Below are 23,404 nucleotides of genomic sequence, written 5' to 3' on the forward strand. Positions count from 1 at the left end.
AGTCATCCACACTTCGGCAACAAATAGACGAGCGGACGAGGCTGCGAAGCGACAGCGTGGCGTTCTCGACGATGTTCCATGAGGCGCGCTGCTGCTGGGCGCGCGCCTGCGCGGCGGAAACAATGCCGGCGCCATCCGGCGTCAATCTGAAAGGAGTCTGATGTGACATCTATGCTTTCCGCCGTCGAAATTTCGGCTTTAGTGAATCAGCCGCTTGGCTCCACCGTTCGCCTTCGCATTATTGGCGGTGTTGCGGCGGCAGATTGTGCGCAGGCGCTCGCGTAGCCACATATGCGCGCGATCCTTCTCGTAGCGCGGATGCCAGAGCATCCTCAATTCGTAGCGAGGCAGGTCAATCGGGATCGGCAGGATTTTGAGCGGAGCCAGTTGCACGAACTTGTCGGCCATCCTCCAAGGCAGACAGAGCAGCAGATCCGTCTTCTCGAGAATCCAAGGCGTCGTCAGAAAGTTGGGTAGGATGAAGGATACGTCTCTACGCAGGCCTAGCTTCGCAAGACTGTCGTCGATGAGGCCTGTCCCGGCTTCCCGCCATGATATCAGCATATGCTTGCATTCCAGAAATTGCTCCAGAGTGATCTCATTTCCCGGGACCGTGGCGTTGCATTGCCTTGTCAGGCAAACCATGCTCTCGCCCATCAATGCGTCCGAGCAGATATGCGGCGTGGCGCCAAATATTGCGTCGAAGCCGATCGCCACATCGATATTCTCTTTTTCGAGAGCGATGTGGGGCGGCCCGACGATTGGCTGCCGAATATGCACCTCTATGTTCGGGGCGATGCGCATGATCGACTCGGCAAGCTTCGGCAGCACGGCGAACACGACGTAGTCGCTTGTGGCGATGACGAAACGCCGGCGGCTTGTCGCCGGATCGAACTTCGGCGACGACTCGACGATCCTTTCGATCTCTCGAAGCACCGCAACCGTCGGCTCCAGCAGCGCAAGCGCGCGCGCCGTAGGAACCATGCCCGACGCCGACTTCACGAGTATCGGATCGTCGAGTTGGCTGCGCAGCCTGCTCAAGACATGACTCATGGCGGGCTGGCTCAGGTACAGCTTTTCGGCGGCGCGTGACACATTCTTCTCTTCGAGAAGAGCCTTTAGCGCCAGCAGCAGATTAAGGTCGAAAGACCTGAGGTTGATCATCGCGCCGCCGCCTCTTGCGAGCGGCGGCCACGGTCGAGCACTCGCGCTACAGCTTTTTCAGGATTTCAGTTTCCCGAATAGGCCCATGAATTTTTCGAATTTTACCCTGTCGGCCGCGTTCGATAAAGCTTCTCGGCGTTAGCTCGCCCCATAAAAAAACAGCCCAGTCTAAACGGCGCGCCAAGCGCTCACGGGCCTTTTCGCTCCAGCCGGCGAGCAGCGTAAGCCTTGAGGAAAGCTGAGGAGGGCCGCCATGTCCGTCAATGTGCCTGCAGATCGTCCGCAGATCGATCCGCATCCGCTGAGCCCTTATGTTGCATGGGCGGGGAATCGAAACCGGGATCCTATCCTGACAGTTTTCAAGGAGATTTTTCCGAAAAGCGGCAATGTGCTCGAACTTGCGAGCGGCGCAGGCAACCACATAAACTATTTCGCGCCAAATTTTCCGACTCTGTCTTTCCAGCCCTCCGACTATAACGTCGAGGTGTTTGACTCGATTAAAAAGAAGCGCGCCGAAGCGGGCACCAAGAATATCTTCGATCCCATTAAAATCGATCTGACGGCGCCCGAGACTTGGCCCAGCGCCAGCGATCGGCTTTACGACGTCATTTTCGTCGTCAACGTTTTCCAGGTCGCGCCCGTGTCCATTTGCGACGGCATCGCTCAAGTCGCTGACCGCGTGTTGACCAAGGATGGTTTCGTCGCGATCTATGGGCCCTTCAAGGTCGATGGCAAATATACGACTGAGTCGAACGCCGCCTTCGATCAGGAGATACTCGCTCCCAAAGTTGCCGAATGGGGCCTCAAGGACGTGCGCGACCTCGAACGCGCCGCCAAGCCGCACAATATCGTGCTAAAAAATATCTTGGACATGCCGGCGAGCAACTTCATTCTTCTCTTTGGGCGCGCATGAGGGCGACCAAGAGAGTTGACGCGCGATGGCGCAAGAGCCGACGGTGAATAAGGGCGCCGCAATCGTCGTTGGCGTCGGCACCGAGTCAGGTCTCGGCGCGGCGCTGGCGCGGCGTTTCGCGCAAGAAGGTCTGCGCGTCACGATCGCGGGCCGCACGCCGGAACGGCTGCGGGTCGTCGCCGAGAAAATCGCCGCGGCGGGCGGCGCAGTCGCGATCAGGACCGCCGACGCAACGAGCGAAGCCGATGTCGCCGCCCTCTTCGAGGAAGCGGATCGCGACGGCGACCTCAAGCTCGTCGCTTACAATGTGGGGAACAATTTCGCCGCTTCCGCTCAGGACACGACGCCCGAACTCTTCGAGCGCCTTTGGCGACAGAACGCCCTCGGCGGCTTCATTGTCGGGCGGGAGGCCGCCCGGCGCTTCTCCGAACGCTGGCAGGGCACGATCCTCTTCACCGGCGCGACGGCGTCCTTGCGGGCGCGTCCGCCCTTCCTTGCCTTCGCCGCCGCCAAAGCGGCCTTGCGCGCCGTCGCCCAGGGCCTCGCCCGCGAGTTTGGCCCAAAGGGCGTTCATGTCGCCCATATCGTCATCGACGGCGTCATTGCCGGCGAATATGCGGCGACGAATTTCACCGAATACGCGCGCTCCAAGGGCCCGGACGGCGTCCTTGCCGTGGACGACATCGCCGACGCCTATTGGGCGCTGCATTGTCAGAAGCGCAGCGCCTGGACTCACGAATTGGACCTCAGGCCCTTCAAAGAGCCCTTCTAGGACCGTACATTACGGCGGCGGAGACATCGGAAAATGCCGACGCGAACAAAGTGGCGCTTCATCGGCGACTATCTCGAGAACTGCAGTTGCGACATCGTCTGTCCCTGCCTGGTCTCGACCAAGGCCATGATGGCGACGCCAACACAGGGGTGCTGTGACAACGTTCTGGCGTTTCACATCAACCTGGGAATTTATGGCGACGTCGTGCTGGATGGGCTGAACGTCGTGCTTGCGGCGCATACGCCGGGTCCCATGGCGGAGGGCGACTGGACGCTCGCCGCCTATATCGACGAGCGCGCAACCGACAAGCAGACGCAGGCTCTCGAAGCAATTTTCGGCGGCGACGAAGGCGGGCCGATGGCGGTTTTCGGGGCGCTCGTCGGAACGCATCTCGGCGTGAAGAAAGTTCCGATCCGCTATGCGATCGAGGGCAAATCACGCTTGGTCGAAATTCCCGGCGTGCTCGCCGTCGCCGTCGACCCGCTCGCCAGCATGCATCCGAGCGGCGAAATCTGGGGCATGACCGGGCATCCGCTCGCGCCGGAGAAAATCGCCTTCGGCGTTGGGCGCGAGGGTAACGGCTTTAGCGACCACGGCTGGAACTGGAACAACTCCGGCCGCAACGGGCATTACGCGCCGATCGAATGGTCGAACTAACGGGCGTCGCTGAGCGCATGGAATTGACCCGTCCAGACCCGATCGCCATTCACCGCAATGCGATCTTCGCCGCGCTGATCGCCTTATCGATTGTGGCCTGGCTCGTTCTGATCTGGCAGGGCGCCGCACATGAGACCGATGTCCGCATGGCTTCCCCATCCATGGGTCTCGGCGCGCCGCTCTTCCTCGCCGTCTGGCTGGCGATGACAATTGCGATGATGTTTCCGGCGGCCGCGCCGATGGCGCTCACCTTCCACAAGGCGCAGAGCGCCCGGCGCAAACGAAGACAGGCTTTCGTCGGCACATGGGTCTTCCTCGCCGGCTATCTCGTCGTCTGGGTCGCTTCGGGCGTCGCAGCCTATTTTGGCGCGCTTGCCGCAGAGGCGATCGCGACTCGTCTCGATCTCTCGGCGCCGACCTCGGCGCGCATCGGCGGTCTGATCCTCGTCGCGGCGGGGCTCTACCAGCTTACCCCGCTAAAGGATCTCTGCCTGACGAAGTGCCATACGCCGATGAGCTTCATCATGACCTCCTGGCGCGAGGGGACGCTCGGCGCCTTGCAGATGGGCACGATCCACGGCGCCTGGTGCCTCGGCTGTTGCTGGCTGCTTTGCGCGATCATGTTTCCTCTCGGCATGATGAACGTCGCCGCGCTCGCGACGGTGACAATTATCGTTTTCGCCGAGAAGACCCTGACATGGGGCGCCGCTGTGGCGCAGGCCGTGGGGATTGTCATTTTCGCCTACGGCCTCTTGATCATTATTCAACCTCAGGCGCTACCAATCTTCCATGGATGATGGGCCTTGCTGGCCCGCGCTCGCGCTGAGCCTCGAAGGGAGGTCCATAAAAGGCGCTAATCCGCCGTCGCTCGAAAAAGCTTTGCCCGCCGAACATCCGGTCCGCGTGCCGCTTTGCCGGTCAGCAAGGCGCTGATCATCTTAAAGGCCGCACGGGCCGCGGCGGCGAACGCGATAGCGCGAATATTTTCGGCTCGTATCTGACCTAGATGCGATGGAGCCGTTGGGGAAAGGCGGCACATGTCCAAAGGCGGACCTTCCCAAACCCTTATTTCGGTCGCTTATCAGTGATCGTTCGCACTCACATTCTTATGACATCCGCCAGAATGTCCGTCGTTATTTGACGGCCTAGCCCGTCGAGTCCGGGGTAAATGAAATTGCCGTCAATCCCCAGTCGGTTGATCTGCGCCATCATGCGCGCCTTGGTATGGCGACAATTCGGAATCACGATCCGCGAGAGTCGGCTCAACCCTTCATTGATGAGTTCCTGGTTCTCATCGATGGGCACGAAGGGAGAGCATCCATCGGGTAACGGCTGAACCGAAAAACAGCCTCTTTGCGAAACGATTCGCTGGTCGATGGCCTTTGGGAAATAGACTTCGATGTGATTGATCTTTTCAAAATCGATGTCGATCGAATAGACGTAACGCGGCTCCATCACCCACACCGACGACTCAGTTTGAAGATTTTGCTCCAACGCGAAGTAAAGCGCGACGAGAGGGTTCTCAGTCCAATCTAGCAGGCGCGTCGGAAGACCGTGGTGCTGCCCCAAGACCAACCAATCGATTTTCGTGGTGGGCAGATTGGGCGGATATTGCGCCGCGTGTCGTTGGAACCGGGTTAGAATATAGTCCTCCAGTTCGTGCCAGCTTCCAAACCTGCCAAGCGAAAGCGCGCTGTTTGGACCAGCCAAACGTCCAAGCCCGGGCGTCAAGGGCCAGCGGTGCGCATCGGCGTGTCCACGATAGAGCGTCAAACCGCCTTTCTTTTCGGTAAGTCGAAGGTATTGCTCGAGCGAGGACGCAACCGTCTCCTCAACTCTCACAAGATCGGAAGCGGTTGGGTCGCCCTTGGCGAGCATGTTCGAGCGAAGCGCGCGCGCGGTGGCGCCCACCCTCGCCAAGAGGTCCGGCTTCAGGCCAACTTCAGCCAAGGCCGCGATCAAATGGTCGATGGTTCGGTTATACAAATGCGCATTCAAACCTGCGTCGACGAGCCAAGAATGTTGGTTGCCATAGTCGGCTTCCGTGTAGGCCGTTTCGTCCCCTCTGGCGCGGGCGACGATCTCCAGGATCATTGTCTGCAAGCTTGAGGAGCGCGGCGGGGCAAAGAGCGCGCTAAGATCCGACGCCTCCCTGGAATTGAAGAATGACTTCAGTTCAGGATCTTGTCTCACCCGCGCAAGGAAGACGCCGGTGGCTTTTTGACACGACTCGCGGAGATTGGAGGCGTCCTGATCGGCGGCCGCCAGCGAGCCCTTCATGCCGGATTCCATACCCAGAACGGCTCGCTTGGAAGCTTCCAGGACCGTCCTGACGTGGTCGATGATCTGAACCGGAACGCTGGCGCCTTCGAGAATATTGATCACAAGTCGAATGACTTTTTCGACGTGCTGCGGGCCCATCCCTTGCGCGCGCAACCGAGCGTGAGCTTCATCGAGATCGCGTCCCGTATATAGGACGGGGCTTCCGAGGGCCATCAAGAGAAAGCCCTTTTGCTTCGCGCGCATCCGGCGCATGTCGGTGTCGGCGAAGAAGGGAGCGAGCTCCTCGTCGCCGATTACCCGGTGATAAAATGCATCGACAATGGTTTCCAGCGCAGCGGACCCGCCGATCATATCGAGCGGTTTCATTGTACATCAGCCCTCGAAATCGGGGCGATTGCGCGGCTCCGCTCACGCGCTTCGCGACCGTTCTGCGCCGCATCAATTGAAACGTATCGTGCCACAAAGGGAAAATTTCTCAACTATAATGGCGCCAATTCCCGACCCCTTCAAAAGACCTCACCCCCCGATCGAGAACAGTCTCGAACGGCGGCGCGCTCGGCGTCATCGCTTTACTGTCACACAAGAACGCCGGCCTGCTCGCGCGCCGCTTCATGGGTTCGCTGGCGGGCTCGGAGCCTTCCTTGTGTTCTTCGTCGACCAAGGGAGCGCGGTTCTGGAGGCCACGGCCGCGATCGCCCCCGCGTCGGTCGTTTCACCGCGCCGGTGGTCTCCAAGACCTTTTTCACCGAACTCTGCGCATTCGCAGGACTGTTGATGGCGAACGCCGCAGTCGCCGCGGCGACTCGCAATGCCGCGAAACTTGCCGCGAAGCAAAATGAACAGGCGGGCGCTGCAATTTCCGCAACTCGCCTGTCCAATTCCGCAGATACATTTTGCCGCATCCATTGTCGGCGTTCGGCTGAATTTCGCCGAGGTGGAGAGTCATGTTGTTCGGGCAAAGGGTCTGCGGAGCGATACAGGGAGGCCATCAATGCAGTGGCGTAATTCTCAGGGCGGCTACGGCGCAGCCGCTCAAATTGTTCATTGGTTTTCCGTGCTTCTTGTAGGCGTCGCATGGTTGCTCGGAACTGTGGGCGAAGACCTGCCGCGTGGAAGCGCTCGCGAGCTTGGGGAACAAGTCCATGTTTCAGCGGGCGAGTTGATCGCTATCCTATTGATCATTCGTATCGGCTGGCGTCTCATCGATCCGCCGCCGCCTCCCGAACCGACGCCGTTGGGAAGCGCGGGCGATGTGGCCGCCAAGATCGTCCATCTTGCGCTATATGCGCTGCTTGCGGCCGTCGTCGCCTTCGGCGTCGCGACCCAATTCGCCGACGGAGACTCGCTTTCCCTGCTTGGGATAACGGATATCGCGTCGCCTTGGATCAAGGACAAAAGCTTTGCGCATGACATGAAGGAAATTCATGAGGCTCTGGCCAACGGACTGATCATTCTCGCCACGATCCATGCGAGCGCGGCGCTGGTCCACCACTTCGTTTTTCGCGATCGCACGCTGAGCCGAATGTCGCCACGTTTCTCGAAATCCGGATGAGCGAGAACGACAACACAAACCGACACCGAAACGTCTGCTCCCGCCGACAATCCGCCACCCCTGAAAAAACCCTCACCCCCCGAGCATCCGGTCCCCATGTCCGCTCTGCTGATCGGCAAGCCGCGCGAGGGCGAACAGTAGATCGCTCAGGCGATTGAGATAGGCGAGAACATTCTCGGGCGCCGCCGGCTCTTCGAGCGCGGCGATGCTGCGCTCGGCGCGGCGCGCGACGGCGCGGGCCATATGGAGGCGGGCGCTCGCTTCCGCCTCTCCCGGATAGATGAAATCGCGCAAGGGGGGCAGCGCGTCGCTGGCGCGGTCGATCTCGGCTTCGAGCGCTGTAATCTCGGCGTCGTCGAAGGCAAGGTCGATCTTTCGGCCTTCGGCGCTGACGATCGCGCTGATTTTATAAAGCGCCTTTTGTGCGTCGCACAAAAGATCGCTCGAATCCGGATACACGACGCGCGCCAAACCCAGGCTCGCCGACAATTCGTCGAGATCGCCGACCGCCGCGACGCGCGGATCGAATTTCGCCGCCCGCCGGCCTGAGAAGAGGCTGGTCTGGCCTCGGTCGCCTTTTTTTGTATAGAGTTTCATCGCTGTCCGACACGCCCCGCTGTCTCTCGTTACGCCACACGCGCCTGATGGTCTTGCATACAGCGCCCTCCTCGAAAAAGCTCTAGAGAAGGCAAAGCGGCAAGGCGCTGTTTGAATAGCCCCTTCGCCAGTCGTGGCGCCATCGGTTCCCTTCCCACTGGCCCGACGTTCGAGAAGAAAAGAGCCGCGGCCGCGTCATTCGGCCCCTCGCATTACACGCGCGGATCGGCTATGTAAGAAACCGTCCAAACTAGACGGCAGGCAGGACGGGGGCCATGTCGTCGGACTCGGGACAAGAGAAATAAAAGGGTTGGAGCATGGTCTACCGGCGTTACTTCGAGGCCGCCGTCTCCCGTCTCAAAGACGAGCGCCGCTATCGCGTCTTTGCCCATCTGGAGCGCGACGTCGAACATTTTCCGATCGCCAATTGGCATCGCGACGACGGCTCGGTCGAGCCGGTGACGATCTGGTGCTCCAACGACTATCTCGGCATGGGCCAGCACCCGGAGGTGATCGCCGCCATGGTCGACACCGCGGCGCGGGTCGGGGCCGGCGCCGGCGGCACCCGTAATATTTCCGGCACCAGCCACGCCATTGTCGAGCTTGAGCACGAGCTCGCCGATCTTCACGGCAAGGAGGCGGCGCTCGTCTTCACCTCGGGATGGATTTCCAATCTCGCGGCGATTTCGACCATCGCCGACCTTTTGCCGAATTGCGTCATTCTCTCCGACGCCTCAAATCACAATTCGATGATCGAGGGCGTAAAGCGCTCGCGGGCGGAGAAGAAAATCTTCCGCCACAATGATCTTGCCCATCTCGAGGAGCTGCTGATTGAAGCCGGCGAGCGGCCCAAGCTCGTCGTCTTCGAAAGCCTCTATTCGATGAACGGCAACATCGCGCCGGTCGCCGACATCGTCGCGCTCGCCGAGCGCTATGGCGCGATGACCTATGTCGACGAGGTGCATGCGGTCGGCATGTATGGCGCGCGCGGCGGCGGCGTCTGCGAACGCGAAGGCGTGATGGACCGCATCAATGTGATCGAGGGCACGCTCGCCAAGGGCTTCGGCACGATGGGCGGCTATATCGCCGGCGACGCCGTCATCATCGACGCGATCCGGTCCTATGCCGCGTCCTTCATCTTCACCACGGCGCTGCCGCCGGCGGTCGCCGCGGCGGCCTGCGCCGCCGTGCGCCTACTCAAGCGCCGGCCCGATCTGCGCGCGGCGCATCAGCGCGCCGCCCATATCACCAAGCACGCGCTCGCCGCCGCCGGCCTGCCCTTGCTCGACAATGGCTCCCATATCGTGCCGGTCATGGTGCGCGACGCCGAACTCTGCAAGGCGGCGAGCGACATGCTGCTCGACCGCCATTCGATCTATATTCAGCCGATCAACTATCCGACCGTCGCCAAGGGCGGCGAGCGGCTGCGCGTCACGCCGACGCCGCGCCACACGCACGAACATATCGCGGGCCTCGTCGAGGCGCTGGTCGACGTCTGGCAGACTCTCGGCATTCCCTTCGTCGAGGCGCCGGCGCATCTCCACGTCGACGAGAAGAGCGACGAGAAGTGCAGCTATCCCGAGATCAAGCTCGCCGCGCAGTGAGCCGGCGCGGGGAGCGCAGCAAAGCCCTTCCGTTCAGGGATTTTCCGTCGCCATAAGATTTGCGTCTCTGGCGAGCCGCCATCGTCCGTCGGCCTCCTTGCGCAGAATCGTCAGCGTATAGCCCGTCCGACGCACCGGCGCGCCGCCGCTAACAGGCGTCGCTGTCATCTCGACGTAATTGCGCAGATAGGCCCAGTCGCCCAAAACCTTGAGCTCCTGGATTTCGCTATGTCCTTCGAGCGAAACGCTCTTCATGTTTTCAGACGCGGCCGCGAAGGCCGCCTTGCCGAACGGCTGTCCGCCCGGCGTCATAAAAACCACGTCGTCAGTCGTTAGATCGAGGACTGCTGGAAGGTCGCCCGCTTTGCTGCTGACCATCCATGCGTCGACCAGTTCGCGAATGGCTCTTTCATCGTCCGTCATTTCCACAAAGGTCCCGCCCGACATCAATTCCCGTTCATCTCTTTCGCTTGACGCGCCATTCCCGTAGGGCCGAAGCCCGGCCGGGACTCCAGAGCCGCTCCGCAAGCGTTGATTTTGCCCCTGATTCCTGATCACGCGCAAGACGCGCGTCAAGAGTAGGCCGCGAGCGGCTCGGACGGAACAGGATGATCCGTCCTACCTTCGCCCGACGCTCACATAGGTGAAGCCGCGCTTGCGCACGTCACCCGGGCGATAGACGTTGCGCAGATCGACGATGATCGGCTGCTTTAAGAGGCTCTTCACCCGGTCGAGATCGAGCGCGCGGAAGGCGTCCCATTCGGTGACGATGGCGAGCGCGTCGGCGCCTTCCAGCGCCGAATAGGCGTTGTCGTGGAAGGTGACTTCCGGCATCAGCGGACGCGCCTGCGCCATGCTCTCGGGATCATAGGCGTGGACCTTGGCGCCGTCTCCGGCGAGCGAGGCGACAATGGCGAGCGAGGGCGCGTCGCGCATGTCGTCGGTGTTGGGCTTGAAGGCCAATCCCAAGAGCGCGATCTTCTTCCCGCGCACCGAGCCGCCGAGCGCATGGATGACCTTGCGCGCCATCGCGCGCTTGCGGGCGTCATTGACCGCGACCACCGTCTCGACGATGCGCAGGCTGGCGCCCTCGTCCTGTCCGGTCTTGATCAACGCCAGCGTATCTTTCGGAAAGCACGAGCCGCCATAGCCAGGACCGGCGTGCAGGAATTTCCCGCCGATGCGCTTGTCGAGCCCGATGCCGCGCGCCACGTCCTGCACGTCGGCGCCGACCTTCTCGCACAGATCGGCGATTTCATTGATGAAGGTGATCTTGGTCGCCAGAAAGGCGTTCGCCGCATATTTGGTGAGTTCCGAGGTGCGGCGCCCGACGAAGACCAGCGGCGGCGCGTTGAGCGACAGCGGACGGTAGATTTCCTCCATCACCTCTTTGGCGCGTTCATCCTCGACGCCGATCACGACGCGGTCAGGGCGCTTGAAATCCTGGATCGCCGCGCCCTCGCGAAGGAATTCGGGATTGGAGACGACCGCGAAATCGGCGTCGGGATTGACTTCCCGAATGATGCGCTCGACCTCGTCGCCGGTGCCGACGGGAACGGTCGATTTGTTGACGACGACCGTGAAGCCTTCCAGCGCCTTGGCGATGGTCTGGGCGGCGGCATAGACGAAGGACAAATCCGCATGGCCGTCGCCGCGGCGCGACGGCGTGCCGACCGCGATGAAAACCGCGTCCGCGCTCTTCACCGACGCTTCGAGTTCGGTGGTGAAGGAGAGTCGCTTCTGTTCGACGTTGTTGGCCACGAGTTCGTCGAGGCCGGGCTCGTAGATCGGAATTTCGCCGGCCTTGAGGCGCGCGATCTTGCCGGCGTCGGCGTCGACGCAAATGACGTTATGGCCGAAATCGGCGAAACAGGCGCCTGAGACCAGACCCACATAGCCCGAACCAATCATCGCAATATTCATCAGCCTTCGTCTCTCGCTTCATATGCGCGCGCCTCCCCCTGAGGAGGAGGCCGCGCCGGTGGCAGGAGCGTGCAGGGGCGCGAGCGGGGACGCCCCCGCGCCGGCGGCGCGACCCTCCTCGATCAAGGGAACGGTGAGTTAACCCCCGACGCCAAAGGCGGCGAGCGCCGCCATATTGACGATTTCAGTGTCCGTCGCGCCGAGTTGGACGATTTGGATCGGTTTGTCGAGTCCGACGATGAGCGGACCAAGCACGGTCGCACCACCAAGTTCCTGTAACATTTTTGTCGAAATAGCCGCGGAATGAAACGCCGGCATGACAAGGACGTTCGCCGTGTCGCTGAGGCGCGAAAACGGATAGGCGCTCATCAAGTCCTTGTTGAGCGCGATGTCGGCGCCCATCTCGCCCTCATATTCGAAATCGACGCGCTGGCGGTCCAGCACATTGACCGCCTGATGCACCCGCGCCGTACGTTCGCCAGGCGGGTAGCCGAATGTCGAAAATGCCAGCATGGCGACGCGCGGCTCTAGGCCGATGCGGCGCGCCACGCCAGCCGCCTCGATGGCGATTTCAGCCAGTTCCTCGGCGTCGGGCATTTCGGTGATCGCCGTGTCGGCGACGACGACGATGCGGCCGGCGGCCAGAATGAGCGAAGCGCCGATGACGCGGTGGCCGGGCTTATGGTCGACGACGCGCCGCACGTCTTCGAGCGCGTGGGAGAAATTGCGCGTCACGCCCGTCACCATCGCGTCGGCGTCGCCCTGCGCCACCATGGCGGCGGCGAAATGATTGCGGTCCTGATTGATCAGCCGCTGGCAGTCGCGCATCAGCAATCCCTTTCGCTGCAGACGCTCGAACAGGAACTGCGCGTAGACTGCGTTGCGATGAGAGAGCTTGGCGTTGTGGATTTCGATCTCGGGAGGCAATTCGAGCCCGGCGTTCGCCGCCGCGTCCTTGACGCGATCCTCCCGACCGACCAGCACGGCGCGCCCGAAGCCCTGGTGAACGAACGCCAGCGCGGCGCGGATCACCTGCTCCTCTTCGCCCTCGGCGAAGACGACGCGTTTAGGATCGCGGCGCACCCGCTCGTGAATGGTCTGCATCAGTCCCGCGATCGGATCGCGACGCGCCGAGAGTTCGGCGCGATAGGCCTTCATGTCGACGATCGGTCGCCGCGCCACGCCGGTGTCCATCGCCGCAAGCGCCACCGCCGGCGGGATAACCGAGATCAGACGCGGATCGAAGGGCGCCGGGATGAGATAATCACGTCCAAAACGCGGCCTCGCGCCACGATAGGCGTTCGCCACTTCGTCAGGAACGTCTTCGCGCGCAAGTTCGGCGAGCCCCTGCGCGGCGGCGATCTTCATCTCCATATTGATCATGCGCGCGCGAACGTCGAGCGCGCCGCGAAAAATATAGGGAAAGCCGAGAACATTGTTGATTTGGTTCGGATAGTCGGAACGCCCCGTGGCGATGATCACGTCAGCGCGCGCGGCGCGGGCTTCTTCCGGCGTGATCTCCGGATCTGGATTGGCCATGGCGAAGACGATCGGATTGTCGGCCATGGCGAGAAGCATTTTCGGAGTCAGCGCGCCTTTGACGGAGAGGCCGTAGAAAATATCCGCGCCTTCCAGAGCCTCAGCTAGGGTTCGCGCCTTGGTGTCGACGGCATGTGCGCTCTTCCATTGATTCATGCCCTCCTGACGGCCGCGGTAGACGACGCCCTTGGTGTCGCACAGGATGACGTTGCGTGGATCAAACCCAAGCGCCTTTGCAAGATCGAGACAGGCGATACCCGCGGCGCCGGCGCCGTTGCAGACGAGCTTCGCCTTGCCAATGTCGCGCCCGGTCAGCAGCAGCGCGTTGATAAGGCCGGCTGTGGAGATGATCGCGGTGCCGTGCTGATCGTCATGAAACACCGGAATGTCCATGAGGTCGCGCAGTCGCTCCTCGATGACGAAACATTCGGGAGCCTTGATGTCTTCAAGATTGATTCCGCCGAACGAGGGGCCGAGATAGCGCACCGCATTGACGAATTCTTCGACCTCCCTCGTATCGATTTCGAGATCGATCGAATCGATGTCGGCGAAGCGCTTGAACAGCGCCGCCTTTCCTTCCATCACCGGCTTCGCCGCCAGGGCGCCGAGATCGCCGAGGCCGAGGATCGCGGTGCCGTTGGTGATGACGGCGACCATATTGCCGCGCGTCGTATAGTCGAAGGCCGCCGAAGGGTCGTTGGCGATGGCGAGCACGGGCGCCGCCACGCCCGGCGAATAGGCGAGCGACAGATCGCGCTGAGTCGCCATCGGCTTCGAGGCGACGACGGCGAGCTTTCCAGGGCGGACGCGCGAATGAAAGAGCAGCGCCTCCTTATCCGAAATCGTCGCGCGCTGCTCTCCCTCCGCTCGAGTCTCCGCCATATCGTCGGCCATGTCCGCCCCTTTTTGGTGTTGCAACGCAGCGCGGCGACCATAACCGGAGCGCCGCCGCGTTCACAAGCGTTTTGGCCTCGCAAAGACTAGCGTCTCCGCCACAAATTCTTCGGAGAGCGGAAGAAGCGAAACGCCCGCCTGCATCCTCCGTCAACGCCTTGCGAAGATCGCCAAGACGAAGGAGGCGACGAAGAAGACCCGCAAATCAGGGATCGTTCTCTACTTCCTTTCAGCTGCGACAACGCTCATCAGCGCAGCTGCGGCTTGGCCACGAAGCGGAACTGAAAAAACCCAGAAGAATGCTCGTCTGGGTTTTCTCTTATGGCCTGCGTGGAATGTTGAAGACCAGCGGCGCTCCGTCTTCGCCCCCGTCCGAAAGCACGAGCAAACGATAACGCTCTGGAGTCGCGTCCAACAGCGCTATGGCTTCCGGCTTGATCGGTTCGCCTTTCTCGTCTCGAGGAGCTTTGTCTAAATCGAGCGCCGCAAGTTCGGCGGCTCTCGCCGACCCCTGATAGGGACTCTCAATTCGGAAGACTGAATAGTTTAGGGGCAGATTGTCGTCATCCGGGCCGACGAGCGCCAAGAGCGCGCCATCTGCGATCGTCAGATCGCGAATCGCGCGCTTTTTTCCTACTTTTATGCGGGCAACGCTCGGCGCCGCGACGCCGCCCTCAAAGAGAGCCTTTGCGTCGACGCCCAAAAGCAACGCTTCTCCGTCTATCGCTGGGCCTCGGAAGCCGAAATAAAGTCGCCCGTCCTTCGCTGCGACGCCCTCGATGTTAACGCCTTGCTTGCCCGGGAGATCGGGCCTCCTTTGCGGAGAATTGTCGCCGAGGCACGCGTTGGGCCCGGCGTGACCAGCGAATTCCGGCAGGCTCTCGATAATCTTCCATAGTTCGCCGGTAGATTTGATTGTAACTGGCGGACGCCTCGCTGGGTCGACGTCGAAGCGCAGCACGACACGATTCGCGGGATGGTCTTCGCAGGTTCTTCGCTTCACCGACTGCGAACCGGCGATGTACAAAAATTTGCCGTCGGTCGTGGCGCCCTCGGCGTCGAATTCGTGAGACGCGACAGGCAAGGCGAAGGGTGCGCCGATCGCGGCCAATCCGCCCTCGTGCAGGCTCACAAAGGCGGCCTCACGGCCCTCATCGGCGACGACGAGACAATAATCCGGCGCATCCGGCGCGCAAACAAAGCCGCTGATATTTTCGCGCGCGTCGGCCTTCGAAAAAGCCGGCGCTGAAACGCTCCAAGGAGTGGTTGATTCTGGCGGGCAAAGCTCTGCGGCAAGCGCTGACGGACAAAGGCTCGCGGCGGCGGCGAGAACAACAAATCGACTGGCGGAAAAATTCATTCCTGCCTCCATAGTTCATCAAGCAATCAATTATGCGAGGAAAGTTTAATCGCAGGCGGTCATGTCGTCCACATCTGAGTGTGCGTCCCGCGTGGCGCTTAAGCCCCGACGCCGCTACACTCGCGCCGATGAAACACGCCGCGCCCCCTTCCACGCCAGGACCCGACGACAGAGCGTCGGCGCGCGCGACGCCGATGATTGCGCAATATATCGAGATCAAGGCTGCGAACGCCGATTGCCTGCTGTTCTATCGCATGGGCGATTTCTACGAATTGTTTTTCGAAGACGCGCAGACCGCCTCGCGCGCGCTCGGCATCATGCTGACGAAACGCGGCAAGCATCTTGGCGAAGACATTCCGATGTGCGGCGTGCCGGTCGAGCGCGCCAATGATTATCTGCAAAAGCTGATTGCGCTCGGACATCGAGTCGCCGTCTGCGAACAGATCGAAGATCCGGCCGAAGCAAAAAAACGCGGCGCGAAATCGGTGGTGCGGCGCGACGTCGTGCGGCTCGTCACGCCCGGCACGATCACCGAAGACGCCTTGCTCGATCCGTCGAGACACAACGCCTTTCTGGCGATTGCGCGCTTGCGCGGCGACGAGGGGACGTGGCGATACGGCCTTGCAAGCGTCGATATTTCGACGGGCGCCTTCACGCTCTGTGCGCGCGAGGAAAGCGCGCTCGGGGCCGAGATCGCGCGCCTGGAGCCGCGCGAAATAATCGCTGCCGACGCGTTATGCAGAGACCCCACGCTTTCCGCGCTTTTCGAGGCGGCAGGCGTCCCGGTCGCGCCGATCGGCCGAGATGTCGGCACTAGCGAAGACGCAGCGCGACGCCTCATGGGTTTTTACGACGTGGCGACGCTCGACGGTTTTTACGCCTTAAGTGACGTCGAGCTCGCCGCCGCCGCGACGGCGATCCTCTATGTCGAACGCACGCAAAAGGGACAACGCCCGGCGCTTTCGCGTCCGACAAGCCTGCGCGAACTGACGACGCTCGACATCGACGCAGCGACCCGCGCCAATCTGGAATTGACCCGCACGCTTTCAGGCGCGCGCGAGGGTTCGCTGCTGTCGGTCGTCGATCTCTCCGTCACGCCTGCCGGCGCGCGACTTCTCGCCGAGCGCATCGCGGCGCCTTTGACGGATGCGCGATCAATCGCCGCGCGGCTCGACGCGGTCGCCTTCTTTCTCGAAGGGTCGAACCTGCGCAGTGCGCTTCGCGCCAAGCTGGCGCGCGCGCCGGATCTTTTCCGCGCTCTGTCGCGACTGTCGCTTGAGCGCGGCGGACCGCGCGATCTTGCCAGCGTCGGCGTCGCGCTTGAGGTTGCGCGGGACATCGCCCTTCTCTTCGCGCCGCTTGATCCGCCATCGGAGATCGCGGCTGAGGCGCAAACGCTCTCGCGCGCCGATGTCGGGCTCGCCGAAAACATCGGCGCGGCATTGAAAGACAATCTGCCGCTCGATAAGTGTAACGGCGATTTCATTCGCGAGGGCCGCGACGGCGAACTCGACGAGGCGCGACGACTTCGAGACGAAAGCCGCAAGGTGATCGCCGAACTGCAGGGGCGCTATGCCGAACTCACCGGCGCGAAGCTGAAAATCAAGCACAATAATTTTCTCGGCTACTTTCTTGAGGTTTCGCCGGCGCATGGCGAAAGACTGCTGCGGGCGCCGTTCGACGCGACCTTCACACACCGCCAGACCATGGCCGACGCGATGCGCTTCTCGACGCGCGAGCTTGTCGAGCTTGAAGCGAAAATCTCGTCGGCGGCCGAGCGCGCCTTGGCGCGCGAAACGGCGATATTCGACGCGTTGGCCACCGAGGTTTGCGCCAAGGCGGAAGAGTTGCAGCGTCTCGCCGAGGCTTTCGCGCGGCTCGACCTGTACAGCGCGCTCGCGGAAGTCGCCGAGAAGCGCGGCTGGACGCGCCCGGCGATCGACGCCTCGCTCGATTTTGAGATCGTCGGCGGCCGCCATCCGGTCGTGGAGGCGTCGCTTCAGTCGCAGGGCAAGGTCTTCGCCGCCAATGACTGTGATCTCGGCGGAGCGGACGGCGGCCGGATCGCCGTGGTCACCGGGCCGAACATGGCCGGCAAATCGACATATCTACGTCAGAACGCACTGATCACGCTTCTCGCGCAGGCGGGCTCCTACGTTCCCGCGACCTCAGCGCGCATCGGCGTCGTCGATCGACTGTTCTCGCGCGTCGGCGCTTCGGATGATCTCGCGCGCGGGCGTTCGACCTTCATGGTCGAGATGGTCGAAACCGCCGCGATTCTGAACTGCGCGACGCCACGCTCGCTGGTCATTCTCGATGAAATCGGCCGCGGCACGGCGACATTCGACGGGCTGTCGATCGCCTGGGCGACGATCGAGCATCTGCATGAAGTCAATCGCTCGCGCGCGATTTTCGCCACCCATTTTCACGAGCTGACGCAGCTTGCGAAGCGACTGCCGCGACTCGTCAATCTGACGATGAAAGTGACCGATCATGCCGGCGAGGTCGTGTTTCTGCATGAAGTCATTAAAGGCGCCGCCGACCGATCCTACGGCGTGCATGTCGCGCAGCTTGCCGGGCTGCCCGCGAGCGTCGTCGCGCGCGCGCACGCGATACTCGCGGAGCTGGAGGCGACAGATCGTCGCGCTCCGATCGAGACCTTGATCGACGATCTGCCGCTTTTCGCGCGCATCGCCGCCGCGCCGGCGCCGAAAGATGCGCTGCGCGACGCGCTTAAAGAGATCGATCCCGATCAGATGACCCCGCGCGAAGCGCTGGCGGCGCTTTATGAGTTGAAAAAGAAACCTTGAGCATTTTTCCGGTTTCGGAGCGACGCCTCAAGGGCCGTGACTAAGTCGCAGACCACGACGCGTTCGACACACACACTCCATTCATGAGCCTCGTTGCGCTCTTTCGCCGACGCCATCGTGTCGCGCGAAGGCGCAATGAATTGTCTACGCGCGATCACCAGGCGGCGGCGCGACACTACTCAGAAGATGGAGATGGTCATGATTCTCGTATTGATCTTCGTCGGCGTCGCTTTGACGGCGGCCGGCGTTCTCTCGCTCCTCGACGTGCAGTTTAAGGCGAGCAAGGTGACGGCGGTTGCCGCCTTCTTTGGAGGACTGACGATGGTCGTCGGCGCCGAGGCCGGATTGATCGGCTCGAGTTCCTCCTTTTTCAAGGCGCAACAAATCCAAACTTCCGCCTGCGAATTGGATGGCGAGTCGGCCTATCCGGAAAGCCGTCGCGTCGACCCGGATCATCTGATCCGCAAACATATTCTGGGATGCATGGCGCGGGCGGGCTACGCATGGACGAGCGCGCACGATCACTGCAAGGAAGCGCCGCTCGCGACAAATCCCTTGTGCTATCTGCCGACAGGCCTCTTCAATCGCGCGGTGACGCGCGTTCAAGTCGCCTTTGAATGAAAGCTTGAGCGCGCTGTATAAAGACCTAACCACTGTAACGCGCGAAGACGAATTGCGTGTCGCCGTAGCGGCGCTCGTCTTCGCGCGACAGGCGTGGCGGCAAATCGACCCGCGTCTTGGCGCTTTCCTCGATGACGACGACGGCGCCCGGCATAAGCCAGCCGCCGTCGATGAGCGCCATGAGCGCCGGCGACGAAAGGTCTTTGCCATAGGGCGGATCGAGGAAGGCGAGCGAAAATTGTTCGCCGGCCGGCGCGTCCCCGAGCTTCGTCGCGTCGCGGCGAAAGATGCGCGTCACGCCGCCAAGTCCCAGCGCTTCGATATTGGCGCGCAACAAGGCGCGCGCCTCGGCGCCGTCGTCGACGAAAAGCGCGCGCGCCGCGCCGCGCGACAAAGCTTCAAGGCCGAGCGCGCCGGCGCCCGCAAAGAGGTCGATGACATTGGCGCCGGAAACCGGATCGCCGTAGCGATGCGCGAGAATGTCGAAGACGGATTCGCGCAGCCGTTCTGACGTCGGCCGAATCGCCTGCGAACGCGGTCCGGAAAGCGCGCGACCGCGCAAAGCGCCGCCGACGATGCGCATGGCTTAAGCGCCGCGCGGCTTGCGCGGTCCCTTTGACGGTCCCTTGCGCGGCGCGCCCCGGTCGCCAGAGGGACCTTTGCCCGATCCGCCGCCGGGACTTTTGCGAGGCCCCTTATGAGGTCCGCCGCTTCGCGCAAACCGCGCGTCTCCCCCGGCAGGAGACCGATTGAATTTGCGCGCGCCGGGCGCGCGGTCGCCTGCCGCAACTTCGCGCGCATCGGCGCGAGCCGGACGCTTGTCGAATGTCCGTGGCCGCTCCTGCCGCGTTGCGCCGGCACCGCGCGTTGCCCGTCGAGCCTCGTCGCCCTCCCGACGCGGCGGACGTTTTTCAAACCTCGCCTCTTCACGATCGGGCGTGCGATAATTTCGTCGAGCGCTCGCGCGTTCGTCTGGCCGCTTCTCAAATCTCTGCGTTCTGCGCGGCGTTTCGTCGCGCCTCTCGGCCCCGCGCTCGCGCGGCGCGCGCGCCGGTCGCGCCCCTTGCGGTTCGTCGAAGCGCGTTGCATGGCGTTGATCGGGCGCGGCGCGGTCGTCGCGCCGCCGGCCCTCCTCGCCAAGAAAGCGCTCGCCGCGCGGCCTGCCGTCGCGTCTTGGCCGCTCGGATCGCGTCTCTTGTTGGCGTGCGCCGGCGCCGCGCATCGATTCAAAGCGCCGGGCGTTGCGCGACGGAGTCTCCTCCTGCGCCTTGCGCCGAACCGGCGTCACCCGCTCGACGGCGACGGCGCGGCCTTTGCGGTCGGCGACGGCGCCGCGCGTCACCCGCGCGCGGGGACCGGCGTCACGCCGCGCGTCGCCTTCCTCGCGCAGCGCGGAGACATGTTTGCGCGGACGTTTCGTAGCGCGCTCGCGAATTTCCTGCTGCTCTTCGGGCGTCTTCTCACGCAGCGGCGCGGCAAAGTCGACGCCGGCGAGTTCGGCGAGCGATTTGCCCAATTGCTCGCGCAGCGTCTTCAGCCGCACTTCCTCGACCGCGCCTTCCGCGAGATCGCCGAGCTGGAAAGGCCCATAGGACACGCGGATCAATCGCGTCACATCGAGCCCCAGATGCGCCATCACGCGCTTGATCTCGCGATTCTTGCCTTCGGTGAGACTCATCGCGATCCAGGCGTTGGCGCCCTGCACGCGTTCGAGCCGCGCCTCGATCGGCGCATAATTGACGCCCTCGATCGCCACGCCGTCGCGCAGCGAATCGAGCCGCGCCTGATCGATCGCGCCATGCGCGCGCACGCGGTAGCGCCGCGTCCAGCCGGTCGCCGGCAATTCAAGCGTGCGCGCCAGGCCGCCGTCATTGGTGAGCAGCAGCAGCCCTTCGGTGTTGATGTCGAGCCGGCCGACGCTGACGAGGCGCGGCAAATCGGGATGCCGCTCCTCAAGAAAAGAGAACACCGTGGCCCGGCCTTCCTCGTCGCGCGCGGTCGTGACATAGCCGGCGGGCTTATGGAAGAGGAAGAGCCGGGTGCGCTCGCGTTCCTGCATCGGCGCGCCGTCGATCGTGATCTTGTCGCCGCCCTGCACATTAAAGGCTGGACTGGTCAGCGCCCGGCCATTGACGGCGACGCGGCCTTCGGCGATCCAGCGCTCGGCGTCGCGGCGCGAACACACGCCGGCGCGCGCAATGACCTTGGCGATCCGCTCGCCTTCAAAGGCTTTGTCGTGGGGCGCGGGCGCCGGCGCTTCTTTGGCGCGACGCCGCAGGGGCCGGTCGCCGCCCTTTTGCGCCGGTTTCTCATTGCGGTTCTTTTCGTTCATGGGTTCTGATAGCAGGCGGAATGCGCGCTTTGAAGCGCGATCGCTCAAGAGACGAAAATGAACGGCAGGGATCCTTTCACGGCCGCCTTCGATGAGGCGCGCGCCGCCGCGAAAGCCGGCGAAGTCCCGGTCGGCGCGGCGCTGGCGCGCAATGGCGAGGTGATCGCGACCGCGGGCAATCGGACGCTGCGCGATCGCGACCCAACAGCGCATGCCGAAATGCTGGTCATTCGCGGGGCCTGCGCCGCAATCGGCTCGGAGCGCCTCGTCGACTGCGATCTCTATGTGACGCTCGAGCCCTGCGCCATGTGCGCGGCGGCGATCAGCTTTGCGCGCATCAGGCGGCTCTATTATGCGGCGAGCGATCCGAAGGGCGGCGCGGTCGAGCATGGGCCGCGGTTTTTCTCGCAGCCGACCTGCCATCATCGGCCCGAACTCTATGGCGGCATTCGCGAGAGCGAGGCGGCGCAGCTGCTGCGCGACTTCTTTCAGGCGCGACGGTGAGCCTCAAGCCTTAGCGCCGCCTGCGCCAAGCCATGACGCAGCGTGTCGCCGCAGGCGTCGCCGGCGGCGAAAATGCGCGAGGCCTTGAACAGGTCCAGCGCGAGATATTGATGCACCTCGGGCCGGATCAACACGTCGGGCGGCCGTTCGGCGATCATGCGCGAACTGATCGCGTTCATCATGATCTGGCTCGCGACGATCATCGTCTCGAAGGCGGAGGGCGCGCCCCTCCCGGTCTCGACCCCGAAATTCCCGGAGACATCGACGGCGATGATGATGTCGGCAAGGCCCCAAAGGTGATCATAGGGCAGCGGATTGACCAGTCCGCCGTCGACGAAATAGCCGTGATCGCTGGCGGCGGCGCGCACGATGCCCGGTATCGCCATCGACCCCGCCACGGCGGGACACAGCGGCCCCGTCGCAAAAACCGCCTCGACGCGGCGACGAAAATCAGTCGCGACGACCTGCAGCGGAATGCTCAAATCTTCGAACCGCTCCGGCATGCCATGCGGCCAGAAGGCCTGAAGGAAGCGCTCGCCGTCGAAGAGCAGCGGATGCGCGACCCGGGAAAGCAGCCGCTTTCGTCCGCGCGCCCGCGCATGCAGCAGCCGACGGGCGAGTCCGATGCGGTTCTTGAGAATGGCCTGGGCGTGGGCGCGTAGCTCCGCGCCGGAAAAGCCCGCCGCATAGGCGGCGCCGATGATCGCGCCGATCGAGGCGCCGGCGATGGCGACCGGCCGCACCCCCATCTCGTCCAGCGCCTGGAGCACGCAGATATGCGCAAGTCCGCGCGCGCCGCCGCCGCCCAGCGCGAGCGCGACGGTCTTGCCGCGGTAAAGACTCACAGGAATTTCTCCAACACGGCGAGCGTTTCCTGTGGCGCTTCCTCCATCGGAAAAAGTCCGCAGTCGAGACGCGCCTCGATGATCTCGTCGCCCCATTCGCGCCACGCAGCGCTGAGCGAGGGAGACGACTTTGGGAAGGTCGCTTCGCCTGCGACGACGAGCGTCGGCATGTTGAGCGTCTTGCCCTCCGCTCGATCGGCTTCTAGATGCTCGCGATCGATGGTCGCTCCGGCGCGAAAATCTTCGCAGAAGGCGTGAATGCGCGCCGGGTCGTTGAACGCCTGGCGATAGGCGGCGAGCGCATCCGCGCCGAAGGCGTCGAGCGATTTCGCCTTGACGCCATTCTTCAACGCATCGTCGAGAAAGCCGATCGAATCGAGTCCGATCAGCTCTTCAGGTTTCGGCGCCTCGGCGGCGAGGAAGCGCGCGCGTCCGACGCGCTGCAAATCGCCGTCGCCGAAATCATCGTCGATCGGCGCGATATTGACGAGCGCGAGCTTGTCCAGCCGGCCCGGCTGATCGAGCGCAAGGCGCTGGCCGACGCGCGCGCCTCTGTCGTGACCGACGAGCGCGAAGCGCACATGGCCAAGCGACTCCATCACAGCCACGACATCGCCCGCCATTTCCCGCTTCGTGTAACTCTCGCCGTTCTCGCTCGCCGGGACGGACGACCAGCCATAGCCGCGCAGATCCATCGCGACGACCGTGAAGCGCTTGGCGAGCGCTGGCGCAATCTTACGCCAAGCGACATGCGTCTGGCCGAAACCATGCAACAGCGCCACTGGCCGGCCTTCGCCACGGACTCGAGCGAAAATTTTTCCCGCCGGCGCATCGATCCAATGCGAAGCGAAACCAGGAAAAAGATCTGTGGGACTGGACATTTGATGCAATAATCTCCTTTGCGGCGCGCACGTCTGCGCGAATGTTATACAGTATCAGCGCCAACTTCCTCGAAATATATATCGCTGACCGTCAAGCGACTATGTCACGAAGATCGCGCGCCTTGTTTGCTTGAAATGAAGGCTGAAGCGCTT

The 23,404-nt window shown here is 62.9% G+C and carries 20 protein-coding genes; 9 read left to right on the plus strand and 11 right to left on the minus strand.

The genetic code is table 11. The features are described from left to right. Nucleotides 1-198: 198 nt before the first annotated feature. On the minus strand, nt 199-1,164 hold the full coding sequence (locus tag AB7I51_RS00270; protein ID WP_428402882.1) for a LysR family transcriptional regulator: 966 nt from the start codon (nt 1,162-1,164) through the stop codon (nt 199-201). A gap of 253 nt (nt 1,165-1,417) precedes the next feature. Here AB7I51_RS00270 and AB7I51_RS00275 point away from each other — a divergent pair, with 253 nt between their 5' ends. The 4 genes from AB7I51_RS00275 to AB7I51_RS00290 are packed head-to-tail and all read left to right on the plus strand — an operon-like array spanning nt 1,418 to nt 4,303. Continuing rightward, nucleotides 1,418-2,077 carry a DUF938 domain-containing protein gene (locus AB7I51_RS00275; RefSeq protein ID WP_428402881.1) on the plus strand — a complete coding sequence of 220 codons (660 nt, stop codon included), beginning with the start codon at nt 1,418-1,420 and terminating at the stop codon, nt 2,075-2,077. Between the two features lie 25 nt (nt 2,078-2,102). Then, nucleotides 2,103-2,849: an SDR family NAD(P)-dependent oxidoreductase gene (locus AB7I51_RS00280; protein ID WP_428402880.1), complete on the plus strand. Its 747-nt coding sequence runs from the start codon at nt 2,103-2,105 to the stop codon at nt 2,847-2,849. 33 nt (nt 2,850-2,882) lie between these two features. Next, nucleotides 2,883-3,506: a DUF1326 domain-containing protein gene (locus AB7I51_RS00285; protein WP_428402879.1), complete on the plus strand. Its 624-nt coding sequence runs from the start codon at nt 2,883-2,885 to the stop codon at nt 3,504-3,506. Next, the gene (locus tag AB7I51_RS00290) at nt 3,494-4,303 is read left to right on the plus strand and encodes a DUF2182 domain-containing protein (RefSeq protein ID WP_428402878.1); all 810 of its coding nucleotides are present in this window, start codon (nt 3,494-3,496) and stop codon (nt 4,301-4,303) included. The genes AB7I51_RS00285 and AB7I51_RS00290 overlap by 13 nt, the downstream gene beginning before the upstream one ends. Nucleotides 4,304-4,604: 301 nt before the next feature. Here AB7I51_RS00290 and AB7I51_RS00295 read toward each other — a convergent pair whose 3' ends face one another. Beyond that, nucleotides 4,605-6,155, minus strand: a complete 1,551-nt coding sequence (locus AB7I51_RS00295; RefSeq protein ID WP_428402877.1) for an FRG domain-containing protein — start codon at nt 6,153-6,155, stop codon at nt 4,605-4,607. A 625-nt stretch (nt 6,156-6,780) separates the two neighbouring features. Between AB7I51_RS00295 and AB7I51_RS00300 the strand changes: the two genes are divergently transcribed. Further along, the gene (locus tag AB7I51_RS00300; RefSeq protein WP_428402876.1) at nt 6,781-7,341 is read left to right on the plus strand and encodes a cytochrome b; all 561 of its coding nucleotides are present in this window, start codon (nt 6,781-6,783) and stop codon (nt 7,339-7,341) included. 72 nt (nt 7,342-7,413) lie between these two features. Here AB7I51_RS00300 and AB7I51_RS00305 read toward each other — a convergent pair whose 3' ends face one another. After that, nucleotides 7,414-7,938, minus strand: coding sequence for a cob(I)yrinic acid a,c-diamide adenosyltransferase (locus AB7I51_RS00305; protein ID WP_428402875.1), 525 nt, complete (start codon nt 7,936-7,938; stop codon nt 7,414-7,416). Nucleotides 7,939-8,255: 317 nt separating this feature from the next. On the opposite strand from AB7I51_RS00305, the gene hemA reads away from it, so the two are divergent. Continuing rightward, the gene (gene hemA / locus AB7I51_RS00310) at nt 8,256-9,542 is read left to right on the plus strand and encodes a 5-aminolevulinate synthase (protein WP_428402874.1); all 1,287 of its coding nucleotides are present in this window, start codon (nt 8,256-8,258) and stop codon (nt 9,540-9,542) included. Between the two features lie 33 nt (nt 9,543-9,575). Here hemA and AB7I51_RS00315 read toward each other — a convergent pair whose 3' ends face one another. From AB7I51_RS00315 to AB7I51_RS00330, 4 genes are all read right to left on the minus strand, one after another. Continuing rightward, nucleotides 9,576-9,965 carry a YybH family protein gene (locus AB7I51_RS00315; RefSeq protein ID WP_428402873.1) on the minus strand — a complete coding sequence of 130 codons (390 nt, stop codon included), beginning with the start codon at nt 9,963-9,965 and terminating at the stop codon, nt 9,576-9,578. 195 nt (nt 9,966-10,160) lie between these two features. Then, nucleotides 10,161-11,465 (minus strand): UDP-glucose dehydrogenase family protein, encoded by a 1,305-nt coding sequence (locus tag AB7I51_RS00320; protein WP_428402872.1) that lies wholly within the window; start codon nt 11,463-11,465, stop codon nt 10,161-10,163. 138 nt (nt 11,466-11,603) lie between these two features. Next, nucleotides 11,604-13,898: an NADP-dependent malic enzyme gene (locus AB7I51_RS00325; protein WP_428402871.1), complete on the minus strand. Its 2,295-nt coding sequence runs from the start codon at nt 13,896-13,898 to the stop codon at nt 11,604-11,606. Nucleotides 13,899-14,217: 319 nt separating this feature from the next. Then, nucleotides 14,218-15,258: a DUF3616 domain-containing protein gene (locus AB7I51_RS00330; protein ID WP_428402870.1), complete on the minus strand. Its 1,041-nt coding sequence runs from the start codon at nt 15,256-15,258 to the stop codon at nt 14,218-14,220. Nucleotides 15,259-15,332: 74 nt separating this feature from the next. Here AB7I51_RS00330 and mutS point away from each other — a divergent pair, with 74 nt between their 5' ends. Continuing rightward, nucleotides 15,333-18,068 carry a DNA mismatch repair protein MutS gene (mutS, locus tag AB7I51_RS00335; RefSeq protein ID WP_428402920.1) on the plus strand — a complete coding sequence of 912 codons (2,736 nt, stop codon included), beginning with the start codon at nt 15,333-15,335 and terminating at the stop codon, nt 18,066-18,068. Between the two features lie 93 nt (nt 18,069-18,161). After that, complete coding sequence (locus AB7I51_RS00340) at nt 18,162-18,689, plus strand: hypothetical protein (RefSeq protein WP_428402869.1); 528 nt, start codon at nt 18,162-18,164, stop codon at nt 18,687-18,689. A gap of 25 nt (nt 18,690-18,714) precedes the next feature. On the opposite strand, the gene rsmD is transcribed toward AB7I51_RS00340, so the two are convergent. Both rsmD and AB7I51_RS00350 read right to left on the minus strand, forming a co-directional pair. Next, complete coding sequence (gene rsmD, locus AB7I51_RS00345) at nt 18,715-19,272, minus strand: 16S rRNA (guanine(966)-N(2))-methyltransferase RsmD (protein ID WP_428402868.1); 558 nt, start codon at nt 19,270-19,272, stop codon at nt 18,715-18,717. A gap of 3 nt (nt 19,273-19,275) precedes the next feature. Then, nucleotides 19,276-21,021 (minus strand): pseudouridine synthase, encoded by a 1,746-nt coding sequence (locus AB7I51_RS00350; protein WP_428402867.1) that lies wholly within the window; start codon nt 21,019-21,021, stop codon nt 19,276-19,278. A 57-nt stretch (nt 21,022-21,078) separates the two neighbouring features. On the opposite strand from AB7I51_RS00350, the gene AB7I51_RS00355 reads away from it, so the two are divergent. Beyond that, nucleotides 21,079-21,525: a nucleoside deaminase gene (locus AB7I51_RS00355; protein ID WP_428402866.1), complete on the plus strand. Its 447-nt coding sequence runs from the start codon at nt 21,079-21,081 to the stop codon at nt 21,523-21,525. Here AB7I51_RS00355 and AB7I51_RS00360 read toward each other — a convergent pair. Both AB7I51_RS00360 and AB7I51_RS00365 read right to left on the minus strand, forming a co-directional pair. Beyond that, nucleotides 21,510-22,370, minus strand: coding sequence for a patatin-like phospholipase family protein (locus AB7I51_RS00360; protein ID WP_428402865.1), 861 nt, complete (start codon nt 22,368-22,370; stop codon nt 21,510-21,512). The genes AB7I51_RS00355 and AB7I51_RS00360 overlap by 16 nt on opposite strands. Further along, complete coding sequence (locus AB7I51_RS00365; RefSeq protein WP_428402864.1) at nt 22,367-23,251, minus strand: alpha/beta fold hydrolase; 885 nt, start codon at nt 23,249-23,251, stop codon at nt 22,367-22,369. Before AB7I51_RS00365 ends, AB7I51_RS00360 begins: the two co-directional genes overlap by 4 nt. Nucleotides 23,252-23,404: the final 153 nt, after the last annotated feature.

The organism is Methylocystis sp., from assembly GCF_050246715.1.
Lineage (GTDB): Bacteria > Pseudomonadota > Alphaproteobacteria > Rhizobiales > Beijerinckiaceae > Methylocystis.

Coding starts and splice junctions, on each gene's coding strand:
- hemA (WP_428402874.1), top strand. CDS start 8,256: ATGGTCTACCGGCGTTACTTCGAGGCCGCCGTCTCCCGTCTCAAAGAC.
- AB7I51_RS00320 (WP_428402872.1), bottom strand. CDS start 11,465: ATGAATATTGCGATGATTGGTTCGGGCTATGTGGGTCTGGTCTCAGGC.
- AB7I51_RS00275 (WP_428402881.1), top strand. CDS start 1,418: ATGTCCGTCAATGTGCCTGCAGATCGTCCGCAGATCGATCCGCATCCG.
- AB7I51_RS00350 (WP_428402867.1), bottom strand. CDS start 21,021: ATGAACGAAAAGAACCGCAATGAGAAACCGGCGCAAAAGGGCGGCGAC.
- AB7I51_RS00330 (WP_428402870.1), bottom strand. CDS start 15,258: ATGAATTTTTCCGCCAGTCGATTTGTTGTTCTCGCCGCCGCCGCGAGC.
- rsmD (WP_428402868.1), bottom strand. CDS start 19,272: ATGCGCATCGTCGGCGGCGCTTTGCGCGGTCGCGCGCTTTCCGGACCG.
- AB7I51_RS00280 (WP_428402880.1), top strand. CDS start 2,103: ATGGCGCAAGAGCCGACGGTGAATAAGGGCGCCGCAATCGTCGTTGGC.
- AB7I51_RS00315 (WP_428402873.1), bottom strand. CDS start 9,965: ATGACGGACGATGAAAGAGCCATTCGCGAACTGGTCGACGCATGGATG.
- AB7I51_RS00305 (WP_428402875.1), bottom strand. CDS start 7,938: ATGAAACTCTATACAAAAAAAGGCGACCGAGGCCAGACCAGCCTCTTC.
- AB7I51_RS00365 (WP_428402864.1), bottom strand. CDS start 23,251: ATGTCCAGTCCCACAGATCTTTTTCCTGGTTTCGCTTCGCATTGGATC.
- AB7I51_RS00355 (WP_428402866.1), top strand. CDS start 21,079: ATGAACGGCAGGGATCCTTTCACGGCCGCCTTCGATGAGGCGCGCGCC.
- AB7I51_RS00285 (WP_428402879.1), top strand. CDS start 2,883: ATGCCGACGCGAACAAAGTGGCGCTTCATCGGCGACTATCTCGAGAAC.
- AB7I51_RS00290 (WP_428402878.1), top strand. CDS start 3,494: ATGGTCGAACTAACGGGCGTCGCTGAGCGCATGGAATTGACCCGTCCA.
- AB7I51_RS00270 (WP_428402882.1), bottom strand. CDS start 1,164: ATGATCAACCTCAGGTCTTTCGACCTTAATCTGCTGCTGGCGCTAAAG.
- AB7I51_RS00295 (WP_428402877.1), bottom strand. CDS start 6,155: ATGAAACCGCTCGATATGATCGGCGGGTCCGCTGCGCTGGAAACCATT.
- AB7I51_RS00300 (WP_428402876.1), top strand. CDS start 6,781: ATGCAGTGGCGTAATTCTCAGGGCGGCTACGGCGCAGCCGCTCAAATT.
- AB7I51_RS00325 (WP_428402871.1), bottom strand. CDS start 13,898: ATGGCCGACGATATGGCGGAGACTCGAGCGGAGGGAGAGCAGCGCGCG.